Genomic DNA, 26,521 nt, shown 5'->3' with positions numbered 1-26,521 from the left:
TAACATGAGTGAATTACATATTAAGCGGAATGGCTACATTCTAGAAATTACGTTAGACAGACCGAAAGCCAATGCGATTGATGCCAAAACAAGTTTTGCGATGGGTGAAGCTTTTATCGCTTTTCGTGACGATCCTGAGCTACGCGTCGCCATTATCACCGGTGCGGGCGAACGTTTCTTTTCAGCGGGGTGGGATTTAAAAGCCGCCGCTGAGGGTGAAGCACCCGATGCTGATTTCGGCCCCGGGGGTTTTGCTGGCCTCACCGAACTGTTTAATTTGGATAAGCCGGTGATCGCGGCGGTCAACGGTTATGCCTTTGGCGGCGGGTTCGAGTTGGCGCTGGCTGCCGATATGATCGTCTGCTCGCGCAATGCCAGTTTTTCAGTGCCTGAGGCTAAGTTAGGGATTGTGCCAGACAGCGGCGGAATGCTGCGTTTGCCGAAGATTTTACCTCCAGCGATTGCGATGGAAATGATGATGACAGGTCGCAGCATGGACGCGGAGGAAGCGCTGCGCTGGGGCGTGGTGAATGCGGTGGTGGAGAGCGAACAGCTCATGCCACATGCCCGCGAACTGGCGGCGCAAATTGCGGCTAATGCACCACTTGCCGTCGCGGCGATTAAAGAAATTTATCGTGAAACCAGCGAGCTGGCGGTTGAAGAAGGGTATCGTCATGCACGCAGCGGAAAACTAAAACACTATCCATCGGTATTGCACTCTGAAGATGCGCTGGAAGGGCCAACCGCCTTTGCGGAAAAACGTGAACCGGTCTGGAAAGGACGCTAGTTTCATGGCGTGTAAGCCGGAGAGACAGCAGCAGAGCGCCGGTACAGCAAACAACTCAGCAAGCAACTCAGCAAACAATGCGGGTATGCAAAGTTTGCTGGGGTCACGCTATGTGACGTGTCCGGGCTGCCAACAGCGCATTAGGGGCCAACTGTACAGCATGCTGAATCAGTGCCAAACGTGGTGCCCAAGGTGCAAGAAAAATGTCTCTTCATGCGTGGGATAACAGCGCGATAGGATTGTCAAAGCGGTCAGAAATAGGGCCGCTGCTTTAATTTTGAACGCCATATAAAACATGTTGCTGGAGCAATAGAAGATCAATGGCGACACAATAAATACAGAACTTAAATATTATTTTTTAAAGATCTCACCTTTCTGACATGCATCATAATGCGGTTAGCATTTCCTCAATACGTCGCTGGCATAAGATACAATTCGCTTAACCTTCTAAGGATATCTCTGCTGATGGCGGGGAGATGAAGCAATATTCTGCAATTGATTTATTCACATTGATTCATTCGCATTGATGTATTCGCTTAGATATCACTGTCGATATCCCCTCTCCCAATATCCTGTTAATTGGTTTTAAAAATTTTAGACAAAGCCCCATCGAAGCACTCTGCTATGGCTGGCTTTGCCCACATAATATGCTCATTGAGACAAACGCTATGACTACCCAAGCCCGCATGAAATTTGCCATCGATGATGGCTCTACCAACGTCAAAATCAGTTGGATTGAGAACGGCACGCTAAAAACCGTTGTTTCCCCTAACTCATTCCGTAAAGACTGGAAAAGTGCGGCCCTGCTGCGTGGGCAAAAGGTATTCAACTACACCATTGGCACCACCAAATACACCTACGATGCGACCTCCGATAAAGCATTATCGACCACGCATATCGAGTATCAGTATGACGATTTAAATCTGCTGGCGGTGCATCATGCCCTGCTGCAAAGCGGTCTTGAGCCGTGTGAAGTTGACGTAGTGGTGACGCTGCCGATTACCCAGTTTTATAACCCCGATGACTGCCAGCGCAACGAAGATAAAATTGAAGCCAAACGCCGCAATCTGATGCGCGAAATCTCGCTGAACAAAGGCGAGCTGTTCAAAATCGTTGGCGTTGAGGTGATGCCAGAAAGTTTGCCTGCGGCGCTTTCACATTTATTGAATTCTGAAACCAGCGAATTCACCCGCTCTTTAGTGGTCGACTGCGGCGGTACAACGTTGGATATGGGCGTCATCGTCGGTGAATTTGACGACGTATCTGCGATTTACGGCAACAACGAAATCGGTGTGGCGATGGTGACGGATGCCATTCGCAAAGCGCTGGCTTCTGCCGACAGCGATTCAAGCTATTTGGTGGCGAATGAGCTGATTAAACGCCGTCACGATATGGCTTTCGTGCGTAGCGTGGTGAATGACGAAACGCGTATTCCAGACATCTTGCAGCGCATTGAAACCAAAATTCGTGAGCTAGGCGATCAGGTGGCCTATGAAGCGAAGAAGTTTGCTAAAAACCCAAACCGCGTTTATCTGGTAGGCGGTGGAGCAACGCTGGTGGAAGAAGCGATCCGCGAAGCCTATTCCACGCTGGGCGATCGCATTATCACCATTGATAATCCGCAGAGCGCGTTGTCGCGTGAAATTTGCCTGTATCATTCAGAGTCTGGGGCCGATGCGCTGGCAGAGCCTTTGATGCTTGAGGTAGAGGAAAATGAGTAAAGGGCAGACGAGCCGAGTTAACTTCTCGCTTTATCTCAGCCCCGCTCAGTCTCAGGCCGATTTACGTACTATGACGGTGTTGCAACAGCTGCATCGTCAGCTAAAACAGAGCGGTAGCGATCGCAACGATGTAAATATGGAAACCCGTACTTTTCATCGTAATGTGTATCTGGCGGGTTTACAGCTGCATCAGCTCAACCCGCAGCTCTGTCATCATGTGGCAGAATCGATAGGGCGTGAACACTTAACGCTGCCCGAACTGGCTGAAGAACTGGTGCGCTGCGAGCTTTTACCGGTAGAGATTCCAGCGGCGTCTTCAGCGCAAAATACCGATTTCTCGGCACAGCAGTTAGAGCAACTGCGTCAGGTGTTTGAGCAGTCGATCACTGAAGTTAAAACCATTGAATCAACGCCTTCCGCGGTCAGTGAAACGATACAAGCCGAAGGGATTAGCGCTGAGCAACAGGCTGAGTTTACGCATCTGCGCAGCGAGCTTGCGCGGATGAGCAAACTGTTGGAACAGCAAAATTTACAGCTCCAGCAATTGCGCCTTAGCCAGCGAGCGCCTGCCGTCGTAGAGCCAACCCGTAACGGCAACGCGGAAGAGGTCGATCTGGCTGATATCGCACCACCGACCGAAAAAATGAAAAAAATCCGTCAGAAAGGGATTTTTTAAGTTGGGGAACTAGCCTGACTTTCATGAATAAAAAGCCACGTTTAACGTGGCTTTTTTACGAATACTGATACCGACCGAATCGCATTAGAAAAACAGGTCTGGTCTAACGTTAAAGCGCTTTGAGAGTGCTTTGATATGCTCAATGGTTAATGAGCGTTTGCCGGATAAAATCATGCTGACGAGGCTTTTTGAACCAATTTCTGAGGCTAAATCTGAGTAGGAAAGCTGATGTTGTTCGATAAGAACCCGTAGCGCGGCCACGCCAGTAGGCATATCAGTCACGGCCTGATTGAAGGCTTTAAATCGCTCATTGTTATCTTCATATTCAGCAATTTTTAACGCTAGAAAATCTATTAGCGGGCTTTCGTCATCGTGCTCGATAAGATAATCAACCATAGCGAGCGCATCGCGATAGGCCTCCTCAGAAGTATTGCCGCCTAAAAAAGGCACGGCATCTGCCAATACTTTTGCGGCCTCTAGCGCTTTGGTCGGTTCTAAAATCATTCTTTTATCTCCCGGTACTGCCTCGTTAGCTTGTCATACTCTGCGTGGGTGACGATGTGTTTGACGTAAAAGCGCTGGTTTACAAAGTTGATGTAGGAAATCATCCGCAGATTGTTGCCACCAATGTTGATTACCCACCACTTGTTCCTATATTTGAAGTTATCGAGGTTAGGAAACAGTTTGCGTAATTCTGCAGGACTTTCAAATTCATTCTCTTTAAGCAATCGGTATGCTGCTATGAGAGATGCGGCATCGTTTGGGTATTTTCGCGCGGCGTCTTCAAACGGATCCCTAGATATGATGTGCATGTCAGACTCTCTGTTTACATCATGTGAACATAATAGACGAGCAATGTTTGGTTTACAATATGTGAACTTAACAGTTTTACCCAATCCTTGGTCGCTGATGAGGTAGTCACTCATCTAAGATGACGGCTTGATTCTTGTTCAGAAGAGAATGGTTTGTCTCTCAGCGCGAAAACTATATTCCGACTGTTTTTAAGATGAAATAGACTGTAGAGGTTGTGCAGCGTTTGTTTTTTTATCTGGAATCCACCTCGCGAAAATGGTCGATATGACCCATGCATCGTTGCAAACCCTAGACCCGTCTTGCTATCTGCGTTACCGTTCCTTATCTCCTGCCTCTATGATAATTCGAGAAAAATGCCAAATTTTCACGCTGTAGCGTTACGTCCCGTTTGTTTATTGGCTCTATTGGTCTTGGCTGGCTGCTCAACCAAAACCAGTCAAACGCCTGCACCACGACCGGCCGATGTGAAATCACAGTTGGTTAAGCTAATGCCGAATAACGTGCGCGACAGTCAAGGCTGGGCGACGGATATCGCCGCCGCATTTACCGCACAGGATATTGCGCCAACCGCAGAAAATTTGTGTGCGGTGTTAGCCGTGACCGAGCAGGAGTCGACCTTTCAAGCCGATCCACAGGTGCCGGGACTGGGGAAAATTGCATGGAAGGAGATCGACCGCCGCGCCGATCAGATGCATATCCCCAACTTTTTGGTGCACACCGCGCTGTTGATCAAATCCCCCAATGGGAAAAGCTATAGTGAACGCTTAGATAAGGTGCGTAGTGAGAAAGAGCTCAGCGCGATTTTTGATGACTTTATCGACATGGTGCCAATGGGGCAAAAACTGTTTGGCAGTTTGAATCCGGTACGTACCGGCGGCCCGATGCAGGTCAGCATTGCGTTTGCCGAAGCGCACGCCAAAGGCTATCCGTATAAAATCGACGGAACGATTCGCCGTGAAGTTTTCAGCCGGCGCGGCGGTGTCTATTTCGGCACCCTGCATTTGCTTGGCTATCCGGCTAATTACCCACAGCCTATCTATCGTTTTGCTGACTTCAATGCCGGATGGTACGCCAGCCGGAATGCGGCGTTTCAGAGCGCCGTCAGCCGCGTTAGCGGAATTAAACTCGCGCTGGATGGCGATTTGATTAACTACGGCACTGATAAACCCGGATCCACGGAGCTGGCCGTGCGTTCTCTGGGCAAGCGTTTGGATATGAGCGATTCCACTATCCGCCGAGCGTTAGAGAAAGGGGATAGCATCGATTTCGAGAAAACGTCACTCTATAAACAGGTATATGCGCTGGCCGAGAAATCGAGTGGTAAAAAGCTGCCGCGTGAGATCCTGCCGGGGATCACGCTGGAAAGTCCTAAGATTACCCGCCAACTAACCACGGCATGGTTTGCCAAACGCGTGGATGGGCGCTGGCAGAAGTGCATGGCCAAGGCGCGTTAATAATTGCGCGGTGCTTCGCATCTTATGCTTATCTTTGTTGCTCAACTGTTAATCAGTTGTTATCGTAAAAAGCGTCTACTATTGGACGCTTTTACCACCGTTGAGTTGCAATAAGATATCCGTGTGAGGTAGAGCATGACGACATCCAACCCGCTAAAAGACGCCGATTTTGAAGGCTGGCTGGCCAGTATTAATCAGGCCTGTGGGCGCTTTGCTGCCAAAACGCTGGGGGAAGGATTTAGTGGTTCGGTGCAGGAGTTTCGCACCGGTGCTCTGCGTTTGAGCATGGTTGATATTGCGCAAACCAAGCTTTACCGCACGCCAAAGGAAATTGCCCAGAGCGACGGTTCTTACTTTTACACCGTATTTCAGCTCAGCGGTCATTCTGAAATGGAGCAAGAAGGGCAGCGAGCGCTGCTTTCGGCGGGGGATATCACCCTGATTGATGCCGCCAAACCGAGCACTTTTACCTTCAGCGACACCTCTAGGCAAATTTCATTGCTGCTGCCGCGCGGCTATCTTGAACGTAATTTGCAGTTTGCCGATTTGCGCTGTGCGCAACGATTGGCGGCAGGCGCGCCGATGGTGCGGCTTAGCCAACAGCTGGTACAAGAGAGTATGCGTAATAGCACGTTAGATCAGCAGGAAAGCGAAGCGGTCTTAGATGCGGTGGCTACCTTGCTGCGTCCGGCGCTGATTGCGCGTGATGATGATGCGCCACAGGATAAAGTATTCAGCCGCACGCTGACTTTTATCGATAAACACATTCAGTCGGAATCGCTACGTCCAGAGTGGATTGCCAGCGAAGTGGGCGTTTCGGTGCGTAGCCTGTATCGCATGTTTGCGCGCAAAGGGCTGGTGGTAGCGCAATACATCAAAAATCGCCGTCTTGATCTCTGCGCCCACGCGTTGCGCAGTGCGCCGGTGCGGCAAAAACTATCAGATATTGGCTACTCGTGGGGCTTTGCCGACCACAGCCATTTCTCTACCGCGTTCAAAACGCGTTTCGGCATTACGCCGGGCGAATACCGCAAACAGTATCGTTAGTCTCATCTTCGTGAGTTTGTCACCAGCGACAAAGCTGATGGCATACACAACAAATTAATCCCCCCGACGAATTGCTATGTTTGAGCTGGGTCAGTCGATACTGGCCCTGCATAACCGTAGCAGCGCGTGGCGGCAGACCAACAATAAGACACCAAAAAAGTCTCTAAAAGATCTCTTGAGGAACCGATTTCAATAGCACGCTCGTATACCAGGTCGAGATTATCCCGCGCACTGATTCACTGACATGAATGCCAACTTTTAGCGGTGAGGTAATAAAGCTATGTTTTATAAAACCCAGTCCTATAAAAAACTGACTCGCAAAATAATGATGAAAAAACGCCTGCCGGTTGCGATTGCGCTGGCGCTCGGGCTGTTGACGTCTGCGGGTTGGCAAAACAGCGCGCAGGCACACGGTGCGGCGGCGCATATGGTTCCGATGGAGAAAACGCTGGCTGAATTTGGGGCGGATGTGCAGTGGGATGATTATGCCCGCATGTTTACAATTGCCAAAGACGGCGCTTATATCAAGGTTAAACCTGATACCAACGAAGCCATCGTGAATGGCAAACCGTTGAAACTGGCGGTGCCGGTGGTGTTTCGCGGCAAAGTGGCCTATATGTCGGAAGACTTTATCAATGAAGTTTTTCAATCTGGCTTAGACCAGACTTTCGCCGTTGAAAAACGCGCGCATCCGCTTAACCCGCTGAGCGCAGATGAAATCAAAACGGCGGTAGAGGCGATCAAAGCTTCAGGTAACTATCACGATAATTTCCGCTTTACGGAAATCTCTCTGCGTGAGCCGCCAAAAGATGAGGTTTGGCAGTTTGTGTTGAGCGGAAAAACCGTTGAGCAACCGCGTCAGGCGAATGTGACCGTGCTGGATGGTAAGCACGTTGTGGAAAGCGTGGTGGATTTAACTGACAAAAAAGTGGTGTCGTGGACGCCAATCAAAGATGCGCAGGGCATGGTGCTATTAGATGATTTTGCCACCGTTCAGTCGGTGATCACCGCCAGCACAGATTTTGCCGCCGTGCTGAAAAAACGTGGAATTGCCGATCCAAGCAAGGTGATCACCACGCCGCTGACCGTGGGTTATTTCGATGGTAAAGATGGGCTAACGCAGGATCAGCGCTTGCTCAAAGTGATCAGCTATCTGGATGTGGGTGACGGCAACTATTGGGCGCATCCGATCGAAAACCTTGTGGCGGTGGTCGATCTTGAACAGAAAAAAATTATCAAAATAGAAGAGGGGCCAGTGATCCCGGTGCCGATGGCTCCGCGTCCGTATGATGGCCGCGACCGTAAAGCGCCAGACATCAAACCGCTGGAAATCGTTGAGCCGGAAGGTAAAAACTACACCATCACCGGCAATACGATCCACTGGCAGAACTGGGATTTCCACGTGGGGTTGAACTCTCGCGTTGGCCCGATCATTTCGACGGTGACCTACAACGATCAGGGCAAAAAGCGCAAGATCATGTATGAAGGATCGCTAGGCGGCATGATCGTGCCTTATGGCGATCCGGATATTGGCTGGTACTTCAAAGCCTATCTTGATTCAGGCGATTATGGCATGGGCACGTTAACTTCCCCGATTGCACGTGGCAAAGATGCACCGTCAAATGCGGTGCTGATCGACCAAACGATCGCGGATTATACCGGCCAGCCGATGACTATTCCGCGGGCGATCGCCATCTTTGAACGCTACGCAGGGCCAGAATATAAGCATCAGGAAATGGGGCCGCCCAACGTGAGCGCCGAGCGCCGTGAGCTGGTGGTGCGCTGGATCAGCACCGTGGGCAACTATGACTATATTTTTGACTGGGTATTCCATCAAAACGGCACCATTGGCATCGACGCGGGTGCAACGGGGATCGAAGCGGTGAAAGGCGTGAAAGCGCGCACCATGCAGGATCCAACCGCCAAAGAAGATACCAAATACGGCACCCTTATCGATCACAACATCGTCGGAACCACGCATCAGCATATCTACAATTTCCGATTGGATATGGACATCGACGGCGAAAACAATAGCTTGGTTGAGTTGAATCCTGATGTGAAGCCAAACGATCGTAGCGGCCCACGCACCAGTACCATGCAGGTGGATCAGGTCGATGTGAAAACCGAAAAAGAGGCGGCGCAGAAGTTTGATCCTTCCACTATCCGCTTGCTGAGCAACGCTAACATTACCAACAAAATGGGCAATCCGGTTTCTTATCAGTTGATCCCTTACGCGGGCGGAACTCATCCAATCGCCAAAGGGGCGAACTTTGGTAAAGACGAATGGATTTATCATCGCCTGAGCTTTATGGATAAACAGCTGTGGGTGACGCGCTATAGCCCAGAAGAACGCTACCCTGAGGGGAAATATCCCAACCGTTCTATCCATGATACCGGTCTGGGGCAGTATTCCTCAGACAATCAGTCGATTGAAAATACGGATAACGTGGTGTGGCTGACCACCGGCACCACGCACGTGGCGCGCGCGGAAGAGTGGCCGATTATGCCAACGGAATGGGTGCATGCATTACTGAAACCGTGGAACTTCTTCAGTGAAACGCCAACGTTGGATTTGAATGGGAAGAAGGGGGAGTAGGAGGAGTAGTTTATTCTTCGGCTGTGACCCCCTCACCTTTTTTGCCCCACCCCAACCCTCCCCCTCGCAGGGGAGGGAGCCGAATGTGCCTCGATGTTGATTAAGCGCTCAATCTTTTCCCCTTAGGTGAATAGGGAGCTGAGTGAGCTTTAATGTTGATTAAGTGTTCAATCTGCTCCTCCCCCTGCGAAGGGGGAGGTTGGGAGGGGGTTGCTGAGGAAAACGCCGTTCTTAATACCGCACGCACACCGTTTTGGTTTCGGTATAGGCATCCAGCCAATCAGTGCCAAAATCACGTCCGGTTCCTGACTGTTTTACGCCGCCAAACGGCATATTCGCATCGATCAGCGTATGACTATTCACCCACACGGTGCCAGCTTGAATGCGCGGAGTATAGGCCATCGCGGTTTGCAGGCTGGTGGTCCATAGGCTAGCAGTGAGGCCAAAGTCGGTATCGTTGGCCTGATGTAGCGCATCTTCGGCGTCTTTTACCCGAATGAGGTTAACGACGGGGCCGAAAACTTCCTCTCGCGATAAATTCAGCGCCGCATCAGGGTTAATCACCAGCGTTGGGGGAATATAAAAGCCCTGCGCATCAGGCCCAGTGGCTCCGCTGATCAGTTCGGCATTTTTGGCTTTAGCATCTTGCAGATAAGACGCCACTTTGTCGCGATGCTGGCGTGAAACCAATGGATTTATTTGGGTGGTGGCATCCATACCTGGGCCGACGGAAAGCGATTTTACCGCCTGTTCAAAACCGGCAACCAGATTGTCGAAAATCGGTGCTTCGATATAGATACGTGAGCTGGCGGCGCAGACCTGTCCTTGGTTGAGGAAACTTCCCGCCATCAGGCCTTCAATCACCTGTTGCTGATCGGCATCTTTTAGCACGATGGCCGGGTTTTTACCGCCCAGTTCCAGAGTGACTCGCGTCAAGCGGTCGGCAGCGGCGCGAGCAATGCCCTTGCCAACCGGCGTTGAGCCGGTAAAGCTGACCTTAGCCACCAGCGGATGTTCAGTTAAGGCTTTGCCGCACACCGATCCTTTGCCGGTAACGATATTAAATACGCCATCGGGAACTCCCGCCTCGCTGGCAAGTTCCGCCATGCGTAGCAGGGTTAACGGCGTCGTTTCAGATGGTTTGATAACGATAGAACATCCCGCCGCCAGCGCTGGCATCACTTTCCAAATTCCAATCATCAGCGGGAAGTTCCACGGCACAATGCCGGCTACTACGCCGATCGGTTCTTTGCGGGTGTAAGCCATATATTTCGCACCGGCGGGCATCGGTATCGATACATCCATAGTTTGCCCGGTGATTTTGGTGGTGAGACCGGCGGTATAGCGCATCCAGTTCAGCGTACAGCCCACTTCGAAGGCGCGGGAAATGTTAATCGATTTGCCTTGTTCCAAGGTTTCTAGCTGCGCCAGTTCTTCTGCGTGTTGTTCGACTAAGTCAGCGTAGCGCAGCAAAATTCGCTCGCGCTCGGCGGGCAAACGTTGTGACCATACACCGGCGCAAAAGGCCTGATGAGCAGACGTGACCGCGCGGGAAACATCTTCGGTGTTGGCATCAGCCGAAGAGGCGATCTGTTCGCCGTTTGCGGGGTTATAAATCGCTAAGCGTGCATCCGATAAGGAATCGCACCACTTCCCATCAATATAAAGTCCGTGCTGACGGTCAAGAAAACGCGTAACGCTGTCGAGGATTGCTACTGTGTTGTCGGGCATAAGCCCTCCCGTCGGTCGAAAAATGGATTAGTAGAGTGGGGTTGTCGCGGCGCGACAAAACCAGTCATCACCTGATGAGTCTATAACAAGGATAGTTTTATCTTTTTGCTGTGCCTGACATTCGATTGGCGGGATATGACAGAGAGGTTTGAGGCGTTAAACGATTCTCTAATAGCGGTGGGATAGTCACGTAGACAATGTGGTTTCTCATGTTACTATACATAAGCAAAAGCTATTAATGTGTTTGTTTCATTCATACAAAGATAGGACGTCTTGTTATGAAAACATCCATTGTTGGCGTTATCCCAATCCGCGTTGATGTCTGCCATTTAGATGGGCAGATATCTGTTTTCACGCATTTTTTCCCCTCTTTTAACCTTGTCCCATTGACCGAAACTCTTCATCACAGAGCGGATTAGCTGCGTCTGTAGCCGAGTGCCGCGCTTTTTGTTTTTACTAGCATGGAACACAGCGAGTATTTATGGATATCAAAAATAGAAAACGTCTCACTTTTTACTCAATTATTATCATCGCCGTCGTGGTGGCCTTTGCCGCGTGGTGGAGCCTGCGTGCGCCCGGTTTGCCTGACGGATTCGCCAGCAGCAATGGGCGCATTGAAGCCACGGAAATCGATATTTCGACCAAAGTGGCGGGGCGTATCGATAAAATCGTGGTGCGCGAAGGCGACTTTGTGAAGCAGGGTGAAGTGCTAGCGCACATGGATACGCGTGTTTTGAACGAGCAACGTATAGAAGCCGAAGCGCAAATCCGCGAAACACAAAGCGCGGTAGCTACGGCGAAGTCATTACTGGCGCAGCGGCAAAGTGAAAAACTGGCGGCGCAGGCAGTGGTGAAACAGCGTGAAGCTGAATTGAACTCGGCGAATAAACGCTATGCCCGTTCACAAGCGCTGTCTAAGCGCGGGGCGGTGTCGGCGCAGCAGCTTGATGACGATATGGCAGCGGCGCAAAGCGCTCGCGCAGCGTTGGAATCCGCTAAGGCTCAGGTTTCAGCCGCGCAGGCCGCTATCGAATCCGCACAGGCGGGCATCATTCAGGCTAATACACGCGTGGAAGCCGCTAAAGCCACCGAGCGCCGTATTACCGCTGATATTGAAGACAGCGCCTTGAAGGCGCCGCGTGATGGGCGGATCCAGTACCGCGTGGCTGAACCGGGAGAGGTGTTAGCCGCGGGTGGTCGCGTGCTGAATATGGTCGATCTCAGCGATGTTTACATGACGTTTTTCCTGCCAACCGAACAGGCGGGCAGGGTCGCCATCGGTAGCGACGTGCACGTTGTTCTTGATGCCGCACCAACGCTGCGTCTTCCGGCAAAAGCCACCTTTGTGGCCAGCGTGGCGCAGTTCACGCCGAAAACGGTCGAGACCGATAACGAGCGCCTGAAGCTGATGTTCCGCGTAAAAGCGCGCATTTCCCCTGAACTGCTGGAAAAATACCTCGAATACGTGAAAACGGGTTTGCCGGGTATGGCCTATGTGCGTTTGGATAACAATAAAAGCTGGCCAGAAGATCTGGATGTGAGGTTGCCGCAATGAGGCCATTAGGTGCTAATAAAGACCCGCTGGCGGCACCCATCGTTCGGCTTGAGCAGGTGAGCCAGCACTATGGCAATACTCAGGCATTACAGCAGATAACGTTGGATATTCCTGCGCGAAAAATGGTGGGGCTGATTGGGCCTGACGGCGTAGGAAAATCCAGCTTGTTATCGCTGATCGCGGGCGCACGCGTTATTCAGTCGGGAAACGTTAACGTTCTGGGTGGTGATATGGCGGACGCCGATCATCGACGCAAGGTATGCCCGAAAGTGGCTTATATGCCGCAGGGCTTGGGGAAAAACCTTTATCACACGCTGTCGGTTTACGAAAACGTCGATTTCTTTGGTCGACTGTTTGGGCAAGGCGCTCAAGAGCGAGAGCAGCGTATTAATGACTTACTGCAAAGCACTGGATTAGCTCCGTTTCGCGATCGTCCGGCGGGCAAATTGTCTGGCGGTATGAAGCAGAAGCTGGGCCTATGTTGCGCGCTGATCCACGATCCTGAACTGTTGATCCTTGATGAACCGACGACCGGCGTCGATCCACTGTCACGCGCCCAGTTTTGGGAGCTGATCGATCGTATTCGTGAACGGCAAACCAACATGAGCGTGTTGGTAGCCACCGCCTATATGGAAGAAGCCGAGCGTTTTGACTGGCTGGTGGCGATGGATGCGGGACAGGTTCTGGCCACCGGCAGCGGACAGGAACTGCGTGAAAGTATCGGCAGCGCAACGCTAGAGGAGGCCTTTATTGCCCTGCTGCCGGAAGAGAAACGCAACGCGCACCAAAAGGTGGTTATCCCACCGCGTGATACTTCGCAGGATGACGTGGTAGCCATTGAGGCGCAGGGGCTAACCATGCGCTTTGGCGATTTTGTTGCGGTTAACGATGTCAATTTGCGCATACCACGCGGCGAAATTTTTGGTTTCCTCGGTTCTAACGGCTGCGGCAAATCGACCACCATGAAGATGCTGACCGGATTACTGCCCGCCAGCGAAGGGAAAGCATGGTTATTTGGGCAGGAGGTCGATCCCAAAGATATCGAAACCCGCCGCCGAGTAGGCTATATGTCGCAGGCTTTTTCGTTGTATAGCGAACTTACGGTGCGACAAAACCTTGAACTGCACGCACGTCTTTTTCATCTTCCCGAGGAGGATATTCCTGCACGCGTTGAGGAGATGAATCAGCGGTTCATGCTGAGTGATGTAGAAGATATGCTGCCAGAGGCGCTGCCGTTGGGCATCCGTCAGCGTTTATCTCTCGCCGTTGCGGTGATCCATAAACCTGAAATGCTTATCTTGGATGAGCCAACGTCGGGAGTCGATCCGGTCGCGCGCGATATGTTTTGGAATTTGATGGTGGATTTGTCACGGCGCGATGGCGTCACCATCTTTATTTCAACGCACTTTATGAATGAAGCCGAGCGATGTGACCGTATATCGCTGATGCATGCGGGAAAAATACTGGCGAGCGATACGCCAGAGGCGCTGGTGAAGCAGCGTGGTTTAGGCACGCTTGAGGCCACGTTTATTGCCTACTTACGTGAGGCTTCTGGTGATAGCGGTGCTCCGCCGGAGCAGATGCCTGAAACACCTCAGGTTGAAACGACAACGCCTGCCATCAGCCATCACTTTAGCTTCACGCGGATGTTCAGCTATAGCCGTCGAGAAGCTTTGGAGCTGCGGCGCGATCCTATTCGCTCAACCTTGGCTCTGTTGGGGACGGTGATCCTGATGTTTATCATGGGTTACGGTATCAGTATGGATGTGGAAAACCTGCGTTTTGCGGTGATAGACCGCGATCAGACCGGCACCAGCCAAGCCTATACGCTCAATCTGTCGGGCTCGCGCTATTTTATCGAACAGCCGCCGATTACTGATTATCAGCAGTTGGAGCGCCGAATGCGCGACGGTGAACTCGCCGTGGCAATTGAGATACCGCCTAACTTTGGCCGTGATATTGCGCGTGGGCATACGGTGAAAATTGGCGTTTGGGTTGATGGGGCAATGCCGAATCGGGCTGAAACCGTGCGCGGCTATGTGCAGGCGATGCACTTGGCGTGGCTGAGTGATATGGCTTCGCGTCAGCCAACGGCCAATATGGGGAATATCCTGATGGATATTGAAACCCGCTATCGCTATAACCCTGATGTAAAAAGTTTGCCTGCTATTGTGCCTGCGGTTATCCCGCTGCTGTTGATGATGATCCCCGCGATGCTCAGCGCGTTGAGCGTGGTGCGTGAAAAAGAGCTGGGCTCAATCATCAATCTGTATGTGACGCCGGTGACCAAGGCCGAGTTTCTGATCGGCAAGCAGCTGCCTTATATCGTACTGGGCATGTTTAACTTTTTACTGCTATGCGCGTTATCGGTCTTTTTGTTTGGCGTTGAGCATAAGGGCAGTTTTCTCACGCTGACGTTGGCGGCGCTGCTGTACATCATTATCGCCACCGGCATGGGCCTGCTGATCTCGACCTTTATGAAAAGCCAGATCGCCGCGATCTTCGGCACTGCGATCATCACCTTAATTCCCGCGACGCAGTTCTCCGGCATGATCGATCCGGTTTCTTCGTTGGAAGGGATCGGACGGTGGATCGGTAATATTTACCCAACCTCCCACTTTTTAACCATCACGCGCGGCACCTTCTCAAAGGCGCTAAACCTGTTTGATCTTCAGGCTTCGTTTATCCCGTTGCTGATTGCCGTTCCGGTGGTTATTGGGCTCAGCGTTCTTCTATTGAAAAAGCAGGAGGGCTGATGCGCAGCTTACGCAATATCTTTAATCTGGGGATCAAAGAGCTACGCACCTTACTGGGCGACAAAGCTATGCTGGCGCTGATCGTGTTTTCGTTCACGCTATCGATCTACTCCTCGGCAACCGTAACGCCGGGCTCGTTGCATATGGCACCGATTGCGATTGCCGATCAGGATCAATCCCAGCTTTCCACCCGTATCGTGAATAGCTTTTACGCGCCCTATTTTATGCCTCCGGCAATGATCGATTCGAATCAAATCGATCCGCTGTTGGATGCGGGAACCTACACTTTTGCATTGGATATTCCGCCGAATTTTCAGCGAGATGTATTGGCTGGGCGTCAGCCCGCCATTCAGCTCAACGTTGACGCTACGCGCATGAGTCAGGCTTTTCTGGGTAACAGCTATATTCAGAATATTGTGAATGACGAAGTGAGCGAATTTATGGCGCGCTATCGGGCGGGAAGTGCATTACCCGTAGATTTAGAAGTGAGAGCGCGCTTTAACCCGAATCTCGATCAGTCGTGGTTTGGTGCGGTGATGGCGATTATCAACAATATCACCATGCTGGCGATTATTCTGACGGGCTCAGCGCTAATCCGTGAACGCGAGCACGGCACCATCGAGCACCTATTGGTGATGCCAATTACGCCGTTTGAAATCATGCTAGCGAAGGTATGGTCGATGGGGCTGGTGGTGTTAGTGGCATCGGGACTGTCGCTGATCTTTATGGTGCAGGGCGTGCTGCATGTGCCGATTGAAGGCTCGATTCCGCTGTTTATGCTGGGCGTGGCGCTTAGCCTGTTTGCCACCACCTCCATCGGGATTTTTATGGGCACCATCGCCCGATCAATGCCGCAGCTTGGCCTGCTGATGATACTGGTGCTGATCCCGCTGCAGATGCTTTCGGGTGGCTCAACCCCGCGAGAAAGCATGCCGCAGCTGGTGCAGAACATTATGCAAACCATGCCAACCACGCACTTTGTCAGCCTTGCGCAGGCGATACTGTATCGCGGTGCCGATTTCAGCATCGTATGGCCGCAGTTTGCTACGCTGCTAGTGATTGGTATGGCGTTCTTTGGTTTTGCCCTGAGCCGATTCCGTAAAACCATTAGCTCGATGGCTTAAGTTAAGGTGGATTCCGTGGCAGTTTTCATTTGGGTTTATTGATGGATATCTGCTACGGAAATTGGAGACTGATATGTCTCATATGATTCTCACGTTTATTTTCTTAATTTACTCCCCTTAATATTCAAGGGTATTAATAGAGATATAAGTCACCTCTACTAAAGGAAGTTTCAGAAATTGGTATTTTCAGCATGATTAAATAATGCTAATGAGTTAACAGTTTTGGTTCAGTATAATAGGTAAGTTATAATCCTTATAATATAGATTATTAATGTCAATATATTAAAAATAAAATGGATATGTGAGTGTAATGATTTCCTTTATGAAGGTGATTTTGCGCATAGGTATTTTTGTGATAGCTATTATGCTGAATAAATAATTCATCTGACCTTAGTTCTCTACCGCTACTGGGGAAAATCTACACTTAACAAATCTAGAATAGGTGTGAAAGATAAAATTAAGGAAGATATAAATGGCAGTTATACCGATAGGGAAATCAATATACGAAGTTGATGCTAATATGAGAGAAGCTAGCCAGCGTGGGGAAGGGCACGGTATGGCAACGCCAATGACTTATTTTTGGTTTTATAAGCAAGTAAGAAACCATGGGAAGTGGGATTACAAACAAGAGAGTTCTTCTTATCAAAATTTTGGTAATTTTAATTTTGGCGCAACAGGAATTGCCGCGGGCATACCCGAGGAAATGTTGCATCGTGGCGCTGGGTGCGCACAGCAACGTGCTGGAACCTCACTCCCCGAGTGGAATAATTGTTTCGGTGACTTTCCGTATGGAGATGACCCGCATGATCAATTCTGGATAAAGCAGGGAATCGACTATGCGAAAAAGCACGGTTATTAGTGCAGCTATCATCGCCGGTCTTATTGTTTTTGCAGCGTTATACTTTTCTCCGGTTGGAAAGCCCACAGCGCCAAACGTTACGATTGCCGCAGTACAGCCTATTGGGAATGATTTATATCTATACGTTACTCAAATAAATAACGGCGGCGCAACCGTGCCTATGACTTATCGATACTACATAGGGGAAGAAATCGACCCGCGATCTATCGATATTCAATTAAGCCATGAAGAGCCTTTTATTGTGAGTAATAGCGATCGGTTCACATGGGGGTATGCGATGGGCGAAGTTACGATCAATGTCACTGGGAGACTATATGATTTTAAGTCGTCAGCGTCTTACCTTAAGAAAGGTATAAGAAATCAAATGCCTGTAAGAGTCCTAAACACCCCACAGTGATATTCGAGCAAATGGCTTCCCGTTTTGGCGAAGCCATACACGCCTATGGCATTTCTGGCGACGGTGTGCGTTCGCCTTTAAAGCCGTGAACGGTGCCAAAGCGGCCCGTGTCTTGGTTCCAATCGGCAATGGATTGGCGTAATTCTTCTTTGCTGCGACCCACGAAATTCCACCACATCAGCACCTGTTCACCCAAAGGCTCACCGCCGAGGAATAACACCCGTGTTTTTGGCGCCAGCGTGACGTTGAGCTGCGTATTTTGCGTGCCAATATAGGCCAGCTCATTTTCCGCAAAACGTTCGCCTTCAATATTGATCTCACCTTCCAGTACAAACAGGCCATATTCAAAATCGGGCTGCAGCGCTAACTGGGTGTTTGAACCATCGGGCGTATAGAGATCGACGCCCAGTAAATCGGAGAAACACAGGGTTGGCGCATGATAGCTGGCGTAATCTCCGGCCAGAAGCGTGTGGCGGATGCCATCCGCATCCCATACGGGCAGCGTTGGATAGTGATCAAAACGCGGCGGCATATCTTTAACCGCTTCGGGCAAGGCTATCCATAGTTGAGCTGCGTGCAGACGCGAAAAGCCCGGTACCGACTCTTCGGTATGGGCAATGCCGTGTCCGGCCGTCATTAAATTCACCTGACCAGGGCGGATGATTTGTTCGTAGCCAAGGCTGTCGCGATGTAAAACCTCGCCCTCAAGCATCCATGTGAACGTCTGCAAACAGGTGTGTGGGTGAGGGGCAACACGGAATCCACCGTTGTCTTGCTTGAGCACCGATGGACCCGCGTGATCGAGAAAACACCATGCGCCAATCAAACGACGTTCCTTAACCGGAATGGCGCGCGAAACGGGGATCCCGCCAACGTCTTTAATACGGGACGTGATGCGCTGTAGGGGAGTAGGGCTGTTGTTCATAGTCGCTCGCTCGTTATTGGGTATAGGATAAGCACCGATATTTCATCCTATACCACTTAGCGCCGAGTTGCAGTGATGCCCTCATCATTCCCATTCTAGCTGGAGCTGCCGCCAATTCGGCTGTAATAGGCCTGTTTGACGAGGCTTTCATCGAGCAACACATTAACCAGATTATCCAAATCATCGGCGGAAACCGATGCAGGGATCAGTGCTACGGTGATCTCCACGTCATCATCGCCGAAAGGCTCAACGTCGAGGTGCGACATAAAGCAGTTCTCCGCTTTTAACGTTTGTTTTACCAGCGTCAGCGCTTCGCGCTGATCGTTTTCTAATGCGATAACGCAAATCTCGTAAGTGGCGTCACCACGCTCGTCGGTGAGCGGCTGGCGGTTGATAATGTTGACCATTGGGCGCAGCAAGGTATTGGATGCCACGACAAAAAACGTTGCCATACAGGCATCGGCAATCATTCCTGCACCTGCGCAGGCACCTACGGCGGCGGAGCCCCACAGCGTAGCTGCGGTATTCAGTCCGCGGATGTTTAATCCTTCTTTCATGATGGTTCCCGCGCCGAGAAAGCCGACGCCAGAAACCACATAAGAGATCACCCGTACAGCGCCGCTAGGCGTATCGATGCTCATTGCCAAATGGACAAAAATAGCGGCGCTGGTGGCAACCAGCGTGTTGGTGCGCAATCCAGCCGTACGCTGGCGGTATTGGCGCTCGTAGCCAATAATGGCGCCGAGTAAAAATGCGACCAGTAAAATAGAAAATGTTTCGTAATGCAGAGTGAAGTTCATGTAATAAGCCTCAGAAATTAGACTCTGCTTTTTAGTAACGAAAATAGGCATATTTTGCCCGTGGCGGTGCCACGAAACTTTCGTCATCATTAATTTGTCGCAATATCTTGCACAACAAAGGATGAAGAACGTTATTTCCGTTGCGAATAAGCAGAAAAATAAACAGCAGCAATTCATCAGAAATAAATCTGATTAATAACCACGTGATTGTGAGATTGAGGCGTGTTAATTCAACGAGGCTGTTTACGCAAAATAGCGTAAGCCTTAACAATGAAACTGCGGTGGTAAACGGAGAATAGCACCACATCCTTTGTCTATGCAGGATGTGAAGGGGGACAGTATCACATCATGCGATCAGCTGAGAAAAACACGCGATCTCGGTCTGTCGTTGTCCATACTATTTCCTTAGATTGGTGCAGATAACGTAGGTATTCAATTTATAACGCCGGTAATTATAGCGGATTGAGTCTGAACCTTATCTAAACGGTTAGTGTAAATAATGAATAAACAGCGAATAAAAGAAAGAATAAAAGAGGACGATAACTATCGCCCTCTTTTATAAATCAAAACATATTTTCTGTCAGGGTATTTCTACGCCCGTTAAATAAGCACAATCAGCAGAATTAAACCAATCAGCATAACGGGAGCGGTTCGTTTAATCAGGTCGATAGGAGAAACACCGGCCATACCCGCAACCACGATGGCCGCAGCCGAAAGCGGGGAGGCCGTTCGGCCCAAGTAGCTGGCAAACGCGGCGGCAGTTCCAAGATTCGTGGGGTTCATGCCAAATTCAGCGGCGTGTGGCGTGATGGCTTCATTGAAAGCATAGGCAGTTGCATCGCCAGAGCCAATCACGATGGCCATTAGGAATGGCCCTACGGTACCGCCAAAACGGGCGGCTTCAGGGAAATCAATCAGCGCGCTTTTCGCCGCATCAATCAGCCCGACCGAAGTTAACCCCGCTACAAACACACCGGCGCAGATGATAATGCCGAATACGTCGCTGTAGGCTTTGCCCATTCCATCAAAGAAGGCGGGAACCACCTTGCCAGGATGCGTGCGGGTGACGGCGAGAGTGGCAAGAACGCCCCACATAACGGCTTGAGGAACGCCCATTTTTAACCAGTTTACGCCGCCAAATGCACCCAGCATCAGCAGCGCAATAGGCACCAGCGGCATCAGCGCGGCCAAAATATTGATCGGGCCTTCTTGCGGATCTTCAGCGTCAAGGCGCGAATGATAGCCCTTGTGTTCTTTGCGCAGCACGGCGGTGATCGTCATACCAATCATGATGATCAGGCCTAGCCAAACGACGGTCATCACGCGGTCGCCGATGATCGTCATGACGTCGCCACCCACGATTTTCGCCACCAGTGCCATATGCGGGCTACCTGGATTGAGTAAGCTCGCACCGAAGGTTCCGGCTAATACCGATGCCGCCGCCATGACGGGATGGATCCCCGCAGCTAGCTGTAACGGGATCATGGTTATCCCCGCGGCTGCCGCAGCACCTGCCGCGCTTGGCAAAGCCAACTGCACGAACGTGGTAAGCAAAATAGTGCCCGGAATGAGAAAGAGTCCAACGTGTTTAAGTGGGGCGCTTAGTAGGCGGACTAAATGACGATCGCAGCCGGTGAATTTCATGACGGTCGCAAATCCAATGGCCGACAGAATGGCTTGGATCAGCCCTTCAGACACCATCTTTTCCGCAAAGCTGTTCATCGCGGCCATCGGTTCTAATGAGATCAGGCACATCAACATGCCGGAAAACAGCAGAACGGTGCGGGTGTCCTGCTTTTTGATCAGCAGGATGATGGTTAACAGCAGAATTATTACGCCAAGAGTTAAGGTCAACATGGGGTTCTCGATGCTATGCCGTTTGGGAACGATGATAGGAAATATGCTGAGCCGGATCGATCTGCGGTTCGTGCGCCAGTTTGCTGCGTAGGGCGTCAAATTCGGCGGTCCACGCCTGTCGCCATTGCTGTTTGATTTCTTCAGGCTGCCAGCAGGCATTGATGCCGTTGAGCATCAGTTGGCGCACGCCATCAAGATCGAAGCCGAATTCTTCCACCATAACGCGATAGCATTCGGCACCGTTGGTATTGTGCATGTGCCAGTCGTCGGTGGCTGGGATGATATTCATGCCTGCCAGCGCCATTTGGCGAATGGGGTGATGCTTACGCCACTGGTCTGCATCCGGCCATTTTTTGAGGTAATAGGTATTGCTGGGCACGACGGTAAATGGAATGCCTTCGCGGGCGCAGCGGGCGGTAAGTTCTGGGTTATCCAATACGGTATAGCCGTGATCGATGCGCTCCAGATGAATCAAATCTAAGCCCGTTTCTACGTTACGCCAATGCAAACCAAACTCTGAGCAGTGCCCCGTGAGGCGTAATCCAGCGAGTTGTGCTTTGCGATAGGCTTTCCAAAAATGCTCGATAGGGGCGTCATTCTCTTTGTAGTCAATGCCAATACCGGGCACTAAAGGGTGCGGATAACTCAGCACGGCATCCACCATTGCCACGGCTTCTTCGGGCGATTTTTCGCGGTTGATAGAAGGAATAAAGAGCGCACGAATATCCCATTCTTCGCCCGCTTTCGCCATTGCGCGGCTCATCGCTTCGGTGACGTCGGCATAGGACAGTTCGGTATCAGAGGGATTCCAAAACAGTTCCAGATGACGAATACCGGTTGCTGCGGCGTCTTGTGCGACTTCATAGGTCACACGGAAATAATCTTCGGCGCTGCGCATCAGCGGATATAAAAAGTTAAGCGCCGCAATCCCGCCTTTCACCACGCTGGTTTCATGCTGATAACGGCGATAGTAACTTTTGGCTTCGGATTCGGTGAGCGGCACCCCGTATTTCTCTGCCAACGCCAGCATGGTGGTGAGACGAACTCCGCCAAGCAGATGGTAATGGAGATCCACTTTAGGGAAGTTGGCGAAAAATTCTGGTAACGTAATCGTTTGCGTATCCTGCATCATTAACAGCGCTCATCGATAAAAAAGAAAACGCCATCATAAATAAAGCGACTGAAGTGGTGAAATGCTATTCCGGCATTGGCGGGTACGTTTAGGCACTATGTGAGTGGTTTCGTGTAAGACGTCTAGTTTTGCACCGGTGGCCAATAAGAGATGCCCTGTGTTATTTGCTGAGACAGGCAATGCCAGAATGTTTCTGCGCGCTGGTGAAGCTGCGCTTGATTGCGATACAGGCGAATTTGATAGGGAATGTGCCAGCGGCTGCGGTTGACGGCAACCAGCTTACCTTCTGCCAGTTCGTTTTCAATCTGACAATCTGGTAACCAAGCCAATCCCTTAGCGCGCAGAGCCATTTGCCGATGCAAATCACACAGCGAAGATTCAAACACCGGCTGACAGGCAAAAGGTTGCTGCGGCATGAGCCGCTCTACCATTCTCGCGCTGTAAGAGTCTGGCGAATAACGTAAATAGGGTACTGGCTGCTGGTGGTTTTCGTCGGGTTTAAATAATGGTTGGCCTTGCTTATCGGCAGCGCTGACCAGCAGAAGATTGCCTTTCCCCAATAGCAAATTGGTGAAAGGCGGCTGAAGCAAGGCGTGGGTATCAAAGGCTAAAAGAAAATCGCTGGCGCCTTCAATTAACGATTCAACGGCAAAATCTACGCGCAGAATATCAACGGAAAATGGCGTTGTGGGATCAATACGGTCAATTAAATCGAGCAAAAAGGGGGATGAAAGAGAATGCGGGGCACTAAAACGAACGGGATTAATCATCTCGGACGGTAATCCATTTATCTTCTGAATACCTTCTTTAAGCTGATTTACCATGCTGTGGGCAATTAAACGAAACTGATATCCGGCAGGCGTGAGCGTCACCGGTGAGGAACTTCTATCGACTAATTTCTGACCAATACTTTCTTCCAATGCGCGTATATGGCGGCCAAAAGCGGGCTGAGTGATGTTGCGTAACTGCGCGGCTCGCGAGAAATTACGCAATTCAGCCAGTGCTAAAAAATCTTCTAACCAGCCGGTATCCATGGGTAAGTATCCTATTGTTCGCGTAGCAATTTATTTCGTTTTGGTCGTATACCGATAACGCGATTTTATCAGTAAAAATAGCCGATATAAAAATGAATAAAACAGCTTTATTTTTGCCTAACTATATTAGTCACTGAAATTATTACTATTACTTCTGACAATAACCTCACTATTAAAGATGATTATCTCTGTTGTATTTGTCACGGCAAGCTGGCATTTATGAATAACAAGGTCGTGATTACTCACTCAGTTATTCACTAAAACACAAATCAATTGCATCTATATGCGAAATTTGTGTGGCTTCACTCACTCTAAATTTAGAGTAAAGAGAAAAGTCCGAAAGAAGTTCGAGAGAAGTAGCGTACGCCAGTGACGATTTATCCAAACTTATTAGCGCTGTAGCGAATGGCCTCATGTCAGACAGTTCAGCAGGATAAAAACGTAACAACAGCAGCCAAAGTTTGGTTTTGATTCATTTTTGTGAGCACGGGAGATAATGATATGAACAGTGAAGTTCAGGTCGTGAATAATTTATGGCGTTGGTTGAGCGGCCAGCGTGATCCTATCGGTTATCAGCCTGGAAGAGTATTGCATCTGGTTGAAAAAAACCTACAGCCATTTGAATGCAAACGCCTGTCCGATCGCGTGCTCCACGTTGTTTGCCCGCAAGGGTTGGAAGTGGAAGTTGAAGAGCGCGTTGTGACCAGCTTCAGAAGCTATAGCGTGACCTGCCATTTCCATCTGCGTGGTGAGACAGGCTTGCAGCAACCGATCCACATTCAGGCTAAAAATACCGATATTCTTGGCCGCGGGGATACCCGTTTTAGTGCCAAAACCAGCAATGACGATAGCCGTCGTTTGATGGCGGTGCTGGATTGCTACCCTGAAATCACCGATGCGTTGGATTGCCTCAATTTCCGCCGCTTGAATCTGCGTTCTGAAGCAGGGCAGTGGCAGCTTGAAATTGAGCTATTTGCAGCAACAGAATTGGTAGGCCCGCGTCCGGTATGTAGCGGCTATCAACGCTTACCTTACGCGCAGCGTCATCTGATGTTGGACGTGATGCAGATGTTCCAAAAACTGATGGATCGCGTGACGGTGCAAGGTGTGGCGGCTTAATTCCTCTCTACCCAAATCTAAGACTTATCTACGACCCCAACATTGAATGAGTTTGATGTTGGGGTTGTTGTTTATAGCGACTCAGTACGTGCTACGTGGATATTCACCAAGCACGGTCAATGCAGGGATCAGATGCGCTGCGGCGCTAAGAAATGCACCGACCTAAAGCGGCCAAGCACATTTACATCTAAGTTGTTGCGGATATTGGAATCGTCCTCGCAAAAAATTAGCTATTAGTGAGTTATCTAATATCATTGTTAGCCATTAACTTATTCTTTAGATTGTTTTAATTGATAGATAAAAAATCATTAAGACATCTTTGAGGCTGCGATGAGATATTGGTGGGTTAACCATAAGCAAACAGTTAAGCATGAGGTCAATGGCGGTTTTCTGTGGTCTCCGAAGACCAAAAAGGGAAATATTAAAAATCGCTATTACGACAATCTCTGTATTGCGGCACCGGGTGATAAGGTGCTTTCTTATGCGAATAAAAAAGTTGCCTATGTTGGTGTAGTGACTGATTTTGCCATCAGTGCGTCAAAGCCAGAATTCGGGGCTGCGGGTAAGCTTTGGGGTAATGATGGTTGGTTACTCCCTGTCGATTGGCAGAAATTCTCCAACCCTGTAAGCCCATTCGATATTCTTGATGACCTTCGTCCACATTTATCAAAAGAAAATATCTATTCCCCTATACGGCTCGATAATGCTCATGGATATCAGCATATTTATCTGACTGAAGTTGGAGAAGATGTTTTTAACATTGTTGAGAATGCTGGCGAAGAATTAGAGCATTTGGTGGGTAAAGGTATCGATAAAGAACCGACAGATCTAAGAGAGAAACTCGATGATGAGGTTGAAAAACAAGTTATTGCTGATGTTGATTTAAACGATACCATTAAAGAGCAACTGATCAAAGCAAGACGAGGCCAAGGCGATTTTCGTCGTAATCTACAGGAAGTAGAGCCATCGTGCCGCATCACCAAAATTGATACCCCTAGCCTCCTCATTGCAAGTCATATAAAACCGTGGCGCTGCTGTGAAAGTGGCAATGAAAGACTCGATGGAAATAATGGTTTATTGCTTGCCCCTCATATTGACTGGTTATTTGATAAAGGTCTTATCAGTTTTGCTGATTCTGGCGAGGTCTTAGTATCTCCAAATCTGTCTGAGGATGAGCTGAACAAGCTAGGATTAAAAAATATCAGCGAACAAAATGTAGGCTCTTTCAACCCGAATCAAATTATTTATCTTGATTTTCATAGAGATAATATTTTTTTAAATAAATAACGAAGCTATGCATACGCGGCCTTATCGGTAGCGTGTGCATGATTTGAATTAGGATTAAGTTGCAAAAATGTAAATAAATAGTAATCTCACCTCAAAATACCTCTCCCCTAAACTCTCTAAACCTCATCCACATGAGTGCTTTTGCATCAGTCTGCGGATTGTGTATATTACGCCGCCTGTTGGCCACGCTTGGCTAACGCAACAATATGAATTATGTCGATGGAGAGTGAGTGGTGAACAGCGCAGTTCCGTTACTGAGTCGTGCGTGGCATTGGTTGATGACGTCGCGTGAACCTGTGGGTTATCGACCTGGGCAGATGTTAAATCTGGTGGCGCGTGATTTTCGTCCTTATGCCTGTGAGCGCACCTCATCGTGTAGTTTGACGGTTGCTTTGCCGCAGGGATTAACGATCGAAATACGGGAAAAAGCGACGGCGCTATTTCGCTCATTTGTGGTGTGTAGTCATTTTCATCTTCAGGGATCGACCGGATTGCAGCAGCCCGTCAGGCTGAAGGCGCATAATGGCAATATTTTAGGGCGCGGCGGCGTGCAGTTTCGCTGCAAAGATAAAAATGACGATAGCCAGCGTTTGTTAGCGGTTCTGAATTGTTATCCGCATATTTTTGCAGCTCTGGAAAACTTGCATTTCCGCCATCTAAATCTGCGCGCAGAGCAAGGCCAGTGGTGGCTGGAAATTGAGCACTACGCGGCGTCCGAGGTGATTAGTCAGGTTCCGGTAGAGCGTCGGTATCAAAAACTGCATCACGATCAGCGCCAGCAGTTAGTAAACGTTATGCAGATGTTTGATGAATTAATGACGCGAGTCGCCAGCGAAGGCGTTGCCGCCTAG

At 49.9% G+C, this 26,521-nt stretch carries 22 protein-coding genes; 14 read left to right on the top strand and 8 right to left on the bottom strand.

The window, feature by feature from the left end; genetic code table 11:
• Positions 1 to 4: 4 nt before the first annotated feature.
• The 3 genes from caiD (at position 5) to U0008_RS18660 (ending at position 3,184) form a co-directional block, all read left to right on the top strand.
• The gene (gene caiD, locus U0008_RS18670) at positions 5 to 787 is read left to right on the top strand and encodes a crotonobetainyl-CoA hydratase (protein ID WP_043489162.1); all 783 of its coding nucleotides are present in this window, start codon (positions 5 to 7) and stop codon (positions 785 to 787) included.
• Positions 788 to 1,473: 686 nt separating this feature from the next.
• A complete protein-coding gene (gene parM, locus U0008_RS18665; RefSeq protein ID WP_038503035.1) occupies positions 1,474 to 2,508 on the top strand; it encodes a plasmid segregation protein ParM domain-containing protein in 1,035 nt (344 codons plus the stop codon).
• A complete protein-coding gene (locus U0008_RS18660) occupies positions 2,501 to 3,184 on the top strand; it encodes a hypothetical protein (RefSeq protein WP_043489164.1) in 684 nt (227 codons plus the stop codon). Before parM ends, U0008_RS18660 begins: the two co-directional genes overlap by 8 nt.
• A gap of 84 nt (positions 3,185 to 3,268) precedes the next feature.
• Here the strand turns inward: U0008_RS18660 and U0008_RS18655 are convergent, their stop codons facing one another.
• Positions 3,269 to 3,688, bottom strand: coding sequence for a helix-turn-helix domain-containing protein (locus tag U0008_RS18655; RefSeq protein WP_043489166.1), 420 nt, complete (start codon positions 3,686 to 3,688; stop codon positions 3,269 to 3,271).
• Positions 3,685 to 3,996: a type II toxin-antitoxin system HigB family toxin gene (locus U0008_RS18650; protein ID WP_043489169.1), complete on the bottom strand. Its 312-nt coding sequence runs from the start codon at positions 3,994 to 3,996 to the stop codon at positions 3,685 to 3,687. The genes U0008_RS18655 and U0008_RS18650 overlap by 4 nt, the downstream gene beginning before the upstream one ends.
• A 354-nt stretch (positions 3,997 to 4,350) precedes the next feature.
• On the opposite strand from U0008_RS18650, the gene U0008_RS18645 reads away from it, so the two are divergent.
• The 3 genes from U0008_RS18645 (at position 4,351) to tynA (ending at position 9,094) form a co-directional block, all read left to right on the top strand.
• Positions 4,351 to 5,451, top strand: coding sequence for a DUF1615 domain-containing protein (locus U0008_RS18645; RefSeq protein ID WP_043489172.1), 1,101 nt, complete (start codon positions 4,351 to 4,353; stop codon positions 5,449 to 5,451).
• Between the two features lie 135 nt (positions 5,452 to 5,586).
• The gene (gene feaR, locus U0008_RS18640; RefSeq protein WP_043489174.1) at positions 5,587 to 6,498 is read left to right on the top strand and encodes a transcriptional regulator FeaR; all 912 of its coding nucleotides are present in this window, start codon (positions 5,587 to 5,589) and stop codon (positions 6,496 to 6,498) included.
• A gap of 328 nt (positions 6,499 to 6,826) precedes the next feature.
• On the top strand, positions 6,827 to 9,094 hold the full coding sequence (gene tynA, locus U0008_RS18635; protein WP_121626078.1) for a primary-amine oxidase: 2,268 nt from the start codon (positions 6,827 to 6,829) through the stop codon (positions 9,092 to 9,094).
• Positions 9,095 to 9,325: 231 nt separating this feature from the next.
• On the opposite strand, the gene U0008_RS18630 is transcribed toward tynA, so the two are convergent.
• A complete protein-coding gene (locus tag U0008_RS18630) occupies positions 9,326 to 10,825 on the bottom strand; it encodes an aldehyde dehydrogenase family protein (protein ID WP_043489178.1) in 1,500 nt (499 codons plus the stop codon).
• A 481-nt stretch (positions 10,826 to 11,306) separates the two neighbouring features.
• Between U0008_RS18630 and U0008_RS18625 the strand changes: the two genes are divergently transcribed.
• The 5 genes from U0008_RS18625 (at position 11,307) to U0008_RS18605 (ending at position 17,516) form a co-directional block, all read left to right on the top strand.
• On the top strand, positions 11,307 to 12,380 hold the full coding sequence (locus U0008_RS18625; protein ID WP_043489180.1) for an HlyD family secretion protein: 1,074 nt from the start codon (positions 11,307 to 11,309) through the stop codon (positions 12,378 to 12,380).
• Positions 12,377 to 15,136 carry a ribosome-associated ATPase/putative transporter RbbA gene (rbbA, locus tag U0008_RS18620; protein WP_051874032.1) on the top strand — a complete coding sequence of 920 codons (2,760 nt, stop codon included), beginning with the start codon at positions 12,377 to 12,379 and terminating at the stop codon, positions 15,134 to 15,136. Before U0008_RS18625 ends, rbbA begins: the two co-directional genes overlap by 4 nt.
• Entirely contained in the window at positions 15,136 to 16,260 is a 1,125-nt protein-coding gene (locus U0008_RS18615; protein WP_043489182.1) for an ABC transporter permease, read from the top strand. The genes rbbA and U0008_RS18615 overlap by 1 nt, the downstream gene beginning before the upstream one ends.
• Positions 16,261 to 16,732: 472 nt before the next feature.
• On the top strand, positions 16,733 to 17,119 hold the full coding sequence (locus U0008_RS18610) for a polymorphic toxin type 44 domain-containing protein (protein ID WP_051874033.1): 387 nt from the start codon (positions 16,733 to 16,735) through the stop codon (positions 17,117 to 17,119).
• Positions 17,097 to 17,516: a hypothetical protein gene (locus U0008_RS18605; RefSeq protein ID WP_043489184.1), complete on the top strand. Its 420-nt coding sequence runs from the start codon at positions 17,097 to 17,099 to the stop codon at positions 17,514 to 17,516. The genes U0008_RS18610 and U0008_RS18605 overlap by 23 nt, the downstream gene beginning before the upstream one ends.
• Before the next feature lie 43 nt (positions 17,517 to 17,559).
• On the opposite strand, the gene U0008_RS18600 is transcribed toward U0008_RS18605, so the two are convergent.
• The 5 genes from U0008_RS18600 to U0008_RS18580 form a co-directional block, all read right to left on the bottom strand.
• On the bottom strand, positions 17,560 to 18,441 hold the full coding sequence (locus U0008_RS18600) for a pirin family protein (protein ID WP_043489187.1): 882 nt from the start codon (positions 18,439 to 18,441) through the stop codon (positions 17,560 to 17,562).
• A 95-nt stretch (positions 18,442 to 18,536) separates the two neighbouring features.
• Positions 18,537 to 19,241 carry an MgtC/SapB family protein gene (locus U0008_RS18595; protein ID WP_025798259.1) on the bottom strand — a complete coding sequence of 235 codons (705 nt, stop codon included), beginning with the start codon at positions 19,239 to 19,241 and terminating at the stop codon, positions 18,537 to 18,539.
• A 600-nt stretch (positions 19,242 to 19,841) separates the two neighbouring features.
• A complete protein-coding gene (gene dcuC, locus U0008_RS18590) occupies positions 19,842 to 21,098 on the bottom strand; it encodes a C4-dicarboxylate transporter DcuC (protein WP_043489189.1) in 1,257 nt (418 codons plus the stop codon).
• Positions 21,099 to 21,111: 13 nt separating this feature from the next.
• Positions 21,112 to 22,230 (bottom strand): adenosine deaminase family protein, encoded by a 1,119-nt coding sequence (locus tag U0008_RS18585; protein ID WP_193065746.1) that lies wholly within the window; start codon positions 22,228 to 22,230, stop codon positions 21,112 to 21,114.
• Positions 22,231 to 22,352: 122 nt separating this feature from the next.
• Positions 22,353 to 23,264, bottom strand: a complete 912-nt coding sequence (locus U0008_RS18580; protein WP_043489192.1) for a LysR family transcriptional regulator — start codon at positions 23,262 to 23,264, stop codon at positions 22,353 to 22,355.
• Between the two features lie 501 nt (positions 23,265 to 23,765).
• Here U0008_RS18580 and U0008_RS18575 point away from each other — a divergent pair.
• From U0008_RS18575 to U0008_RS18565, 3 genes are all read left to right on the top strand, one after another.
• Positions 23,766 to 24,383, top strand: a complete 618-nt coding sequence (locus tag U0008_RS18575) for a DUF3156 family protein (RefSeq protein ID WP_025798252.1) — start codon at positions 23,766 to 23,768, stop codon at positions 24,381 to 24,383.
• Between the two features lie 330 nt (positions 24,384 to 24,713).
• Entirely contained in the window at positions 24,714 to 25,670 is a 957-nt protein-coding gene (locus U0008_RS18570; protein WP_043489195.1) for an HNH endonuclease, read from the top strand.
• A gap of 233 nt (positions 25,671 to 25,903) precedes the next feature.
• A complete protein-coding gene (locus U0008_RS18565) occupies positions 25,904 to 26,521 on the top strand; it encodes a DUF3156 family protein (protein ID WP_043489228.1) in 618 nt (205 codons plus the stop codon).

This window comes from Hafnia alvei (assembly GCF_034424155.1).
Classification (GTDB): domain Bacteria; phylum Pseudomonadota; class Gammaproteobacteria; order Enterobacterales; family Enterobacteriaceae; genus Hafnia; species Hafnia alvei.
This window is presented reverse-complemented; position numbering and strand designations above follow the sequence as displayed.